We start from the raw sequence: 4,419 nt of genomic DNA on the forward strand, positions 1-4,419 counted from the left end.
TCGTAAATTCGCTTGCCGCGCCGCCCCGCGCGCTGGCAAGGTATCATCTCGCCCCTTCGGCACAGCCCACAGTCACGCAAACTCACGCAAACCGGTGCGCCACCGCCAATCATGACTGCAATCCGCCCGTAGGCTTCGCCGCTTGGTGCATCGGTGCCGTGTCGGACGGCAGAGTCGCCCGCTTATTCGCGACGCATTGCCCGTATCAACCACAAGAAACGCTTTTGAACAACAAGAGACCCGCCTCATGGACTCCATAAAACGATACTTCGGCTTCGAAGCCGCCGGCACCAACCTGCGCACCGAAGTGCTCGCCGGGCTGACCACCTTCCTGACGATGGCCTACATCATTTTCGTCAACCCGGCGATTCTCGGCGACGCCGGCATGCCGAAGGACGCGGTGTTCGTCGCGACCTGCATCGTGGCCGCGCTGGCCTCGCTGATCATGGGTCTCTACGCCAACTACCCGATCGCGCTCGCACCCGGCATGGGTCTGAATGCGTACTTCGCGTACACCGTCGTGAAAGGCATGGGCTTCACGTGGCAAGCCGCGCTCGGCGCGGTGTTCATCTCCGGCTGCCTGTTCCTGATCGTCACGCTGTTTCGCGTGCGAGAGGTGATCGTCAACGGGATTCCGCATTCCATACGCATTGCCATCACCGGCGGTATCGGCCTCTTTCTCGCGATCATTTCGCTGAAGTCGGCCGGCGTGGTGGTCGGCAATCCGGCCACGCTCGTCACGCTCGGCGATCTGCACAACGCGCACGTGATCCTCGCGGTGATCGGCTTCTTCGCGATCGTCACACTCGACTATCTGCGGGTGCGCGGTTCGATCCTGATCGGCATTGTCGGCGTGACGGTGCTGAGCTTTTTCTTCGGCGGCAATCAGTTTCACGGCATCGTCTCCGCGCCGCCGTCGATTGCACCGACGCTGTTCCAGCTCGACATTCGCGGCGCGCTCTCCGGCGGCGTGCTGAACGTGATTCTGGTGTTCTTCCTCGTCGAACTGTTCGACGCGACGGGCACGCTGATGGGCGTGGCCAATCGCGCCGGGCTGCTGGTCGAGGGCAAGATGTTCCGGCTGAACCGCGCTCTGCTCGCCGACAGCACGGCGATTCTGGCCGGCTCGATGCTGGGCACCTCGTCGACCACGGCGTATATCGAAAGCGCCTCGGGCGTGCAGGCCGGCGGCCGCACGGGTGTGACGGCGATCACCGTCGCCGTGCTGTTTCTCGCAGCGCTGTTTTTTGCGCCGCTGGCGGGCGTGGTGCCCGGCTACGCGACGGCGCCGGCCCTGTTGTACGTATCGTGCCTGATGCTGCGCGAAATGCTCGATCTGCCGTGGGACGACGCCACCGAAGTCGTGCCGGCCGTCCTGACCGCACTGTTGATGCCGTTCACCTACTCGATCGCCAATGGCGTCGCGTTCGGCTTCATCTCGTATGCCGGCTTCTGCTTGAAAAAAAAAAAGGCGCGCAAAGTGAAAATGGAGGTGAGGATCATCGCGGCGATTTTCCTGTTCCGCTATTTCTACCTCGGCAGCGAATAAGCTGCGGCGGCAATTAACGTGAAGGCACGGGAGTGAAAGCGCAGGACAACACGTGACATGCCGTGGCATGACATTGCGAAGCGTTGCGCGATGCTGCAACGCGCAACGCGCATCGCTTCGCAGCCTGACTGAAAGCACTGAGGCATCGTCGCTGCGTCCGGTCACGGTTCAGTCTGGATCAACAATCATTTGATTGAGGGTGCCCGTTCTGGTTGGGCACCCTTTATCATCTGATGATTGATAAAAAACAACCAACCGGTCACGGGAGTTCCCTGCATGTCCTACAGCCACAGCCGCACCACGGACCGTTATACGTCGCCCGCCATCTTCTTCCACTGGGCGATCTTTCTGCTGATCGCGCTCGCTTATCTGGCAATCGAAATCCGCGGACCGAAAGGCTCGGACAGCAGGGTCTTCTGGAGCAACGTGCATTTCTGCGCCGGTACCCTCGTGCTGGGACTGGCGGTCCTGCGCGTGCTATGGCGTCTGTGGGCCGGCGCGCCTGCGGAAGTCGAAGGTAATCGCCTGCTCGCCTTCCTGGCGCGCGCCGCGCATCTCGCCCTGTACATCTTTATCTTCGCGCAGCCGCTGCTGGGCATGCTGTTGGTCAATACCGGCGGGCATCCGGTCACGCTGGCCTGGATCAACTTCAGCTTCACGCTGGTCGGCGCGGATCCGCTTGCGCGGCCATTGCTCAAGACAGCACATGAGTGGCTCGGCAATGCGTTTTACTGGGTGATCGGATTACACGCGCTCGCGGCGATTGCGCATCACGTGGTGTTCAAGGATCGGACGCTGCGGCGGATGGTGTGATCGGCTTCCAGTCTCCGGCGCATGCGGCATTGGCGCTTGCGTTCGCGGTATCTGGAACTTACAGCCGCGCGAGTGCAGACCTGGGCGGCGCGAACGGCCGCGGCCAGTTGTGGACCCGTTGAGGTGCGGACGCCGCGCCTGGGTTTGCGTCTCGTGTTGCTCTTGCGCGGCTGGTTCTGCTTTTCTGCTGTGCCCGCTCGTTGGGCTTACGTTTGGGCTGACTTCGTGGCCTGTTTTCGGGCTGACACCCGGCAGGCGCGGATTCGCTCAATTGCGCCAGTTCGCTTCATAGAAGCGCACGTAGCCGCTCCTCAGCACCAGACATTGCGCCCGCGTTTCCGATAGCAGACGCCTCGTAGCCGCTTCGATGCGGGCCCGGTGCGCGTCGAATGCGCCGACCATGTCCTCCAGACGCGGCGATGCGGCGCCAAAGTGATCTTCCAGCGCCTCAGCGGTGATCATGCACTCCACCCTTTGCCCATCAACCATCGCCGGGAACGCCAAGGTAAGTTCGCGACCTGAATATTCAGGAGTTTCGTTCGGGAATAGTATCTGCATGGGTGTTCACCTTAATGGTTGGGTGCTGCGCATGGGTCGATTGGTACTGCGCACGCTGGTTAACACTGGTCGCACCTGCAGCGCTTTTTCCTCCTTGTCGAATGCTGGTGGCGCGGGTCCGTCACCCCATAGTTTCGCGAGCGCCGTACTTCGCGCCCCGCGGAGGTGATTTGATTCACTGTAGACGAGTTCGGCCGCTGCGCAAGTTTTCCTTTTTGTTTGCTTGATTTTGGTGCCTGACGTGGTCTTTTGAGGCGCTTTTTCTCTCTCGCGCGACCCGGTTTTATTCGTGCTGCGCGGCTTTCGCCAGGGGCCGGTTTCGTCCTGTAATATCGGTGTTCGGCCGCAGACGCGTATGTTGCACTGCGGAACGCAACGGCGGGCAACGCACCCGTCGGATCCGATAACCGGAGACATGTATTGGTCCATCGTTCTGTCACGCCGCCCATCATCGGTCGGCCAGATGTCATCGCGCAAGCTCATGCCCGCTCGCTCGAAGTCGGCCTGCGAGCGTCGGAAACGCCGGACTTTCATCCGCTGCGCCGCCCCGCCCTGCGTGAACTTCTAGAACGCAACCAGTCGCTCTATACCCACGCGCTCCCGGTCATGGAGACGCTGCACGCGCAGATCGTCGACACGCAAAGCATGGTGCTGCTCACCGACAATCACGGCGTGATTCTCCACAGTCTCGGTGACAGCGACTTTGTCGAAAAAGCCAATCGCGTCGCGTTGTGCCCGGGCGTGTCATGGGCCGAAGCGGATCGCGGCACCAACGCGATCGGCACCGCCCTGATCGACGGGCAGCCGACCGTCGTGCATGCCGGCGAGCACTTCCTGCACGCGAACCGGATTCTCACCTGTTCGTGTGCGCCCATCGCCGATCCGTTCGGGCGCACCATCGGCGCACTCGACGTCAGTGGCGACACGCGCGGCTTCCACAAGCACACGCTTGCGCTTGTACGGATGTCGGCGCAGATGATCGAAAATCATCTGTTCTCCAATCAATTCGTCGACGCCATTCGCATTCACTTTCACGCGCGCGCGGAATTTATCGGCACGCTGTATGAAGGGCTCGCGGCGTTCGCGCCGGACGGCACATTCCTGTCCGCGAATCGCAGCGCACTGTTTCAATTCGGGCAGCCGCTTGGCGAGCTGTTACGGCAACCGTTCGACGCACTGTTCGGGGTCACCTTTGCCAGAGTGTTGCAGCAGGTCGCCCGCGCGCCAGGCGAAAGTATCGAGCTGACGCTGCCGAGCGGCGTGCGCGTAGTCGCACGCGGCGAATTTGCTGCGCCACGTTATGTCGGTTCATCAGAAGGCTTTGCTGACGCAGCGCGTACGGCCACGTCCAACGGCGCGCGTGCTGCGGCCCAGCCCTGCGAGATGGCACCGCTCGCCACTCTCGAAACGCTCGATACCGGCGATGCAACGGTCGCAGCGATCCTGCGAAGAGTCGCCAAGCTGCGCGGACGCGATATTCCCATTCTCGTGCTCGGCAA

General features: G+C 61.9%; 4 protein-coding genes. 3 read left to right on the forward strand and 1 reads right to left on the reverse strand.

From position 1 onward, the window contains the following. Positions 1 to 247 precede the first annotated feature (247 nt). Together FSO04_RS45075 and FSO04_RS45080 are read left to right on the forward strand one after the other, a co-directional pair. Complete coding sequence (locus FSO04_RS45075) at positions 248 to 1,549, forward strand: NCS2 family permease (RefSeq protein ID WP_154567861.1); 1,302 nt, start codon at positions 248 to 250, stop codon at positions 1,547 to 1,549. Between the two features lie 276 nt (positions 1,550 to 1,825). Next, the gene (locus tag FSO04_RS45080; protein WP_154567863.1) at positions 1,826 to 2,362 is read left to right on the forward strand and encodes a cytochrome b; all 537 of its coding nucleotides are present in this window, start codon (positions 1,826 to 1,828) and stop codon (positions 2,360 to 2,362) included. Positions 2,363 to 2,629: 267 nt separating this feature from the next. Here the strand turns inward: FSO04_RS45080 and FSO04_RS45085 are convergent, their stop codons facing one another. Then, positions 2,630 to 2,920: a DUF1488 family protein gene (locus FSO04_RS45085; protein WP_028194698.1), complete on the reverse strand. Its 291-nt coding sequence runs from the start codon at positions 2,918 to 2,920 to the stop codon at positions 2,630 to 2,632. A gap of 420 nt (positions 2,921 to 3,340) precedes the next feature. Here FSO04_RS45085 and FSO04_RS45090 point away from each other — a divergent pair. After that, positions 3,341 to 4,419, forward strand: a 1,079-nt coding sequence (locus FSO04_RS45090) for a sigma-54-dependent Fis family transcriptional regulator (protein ID WP_154567865.1), incomplete at its 3' end; no start/stop codon positions are given.

Origin of the sequence: Paraburkholderia madseniana (assembly GCF_009690905.1) — a bacterium.
Taxonomy (GTDB): Bacteria; Pseudomonadota; Gammaproteobacteria; order Burkholderiales; family Burkholderiaceae; genus Paraburkholderia; species Paraburkholderia madseniana.

What these genes read in the sequence shown, in the direction of transcription:
- FSO04_RS45075 (WP_154567861.1), top strand. Translation starts at nt 248, where the DNA reads ATGGACTCCATAAAACGATACTTCGGCTTCGAAGCCGCCGGCACCAAC.
- FSO04_RS45080 (WP_154567863.1), top strand. Translation starts at nt 1,826, where the DNA reads ATGTCCTACAGCCACAGCCGCACCACGGACCGTTATACGTCGCCCGCC.
- FSO04_RS45085 (WP_028194698.1), bottom strand. Translation starts at nt 2,920, where the DNA reads ATGCAGATACTATTCCCGAACGAAACTCCTGAATATTCAGGTCGCGAA.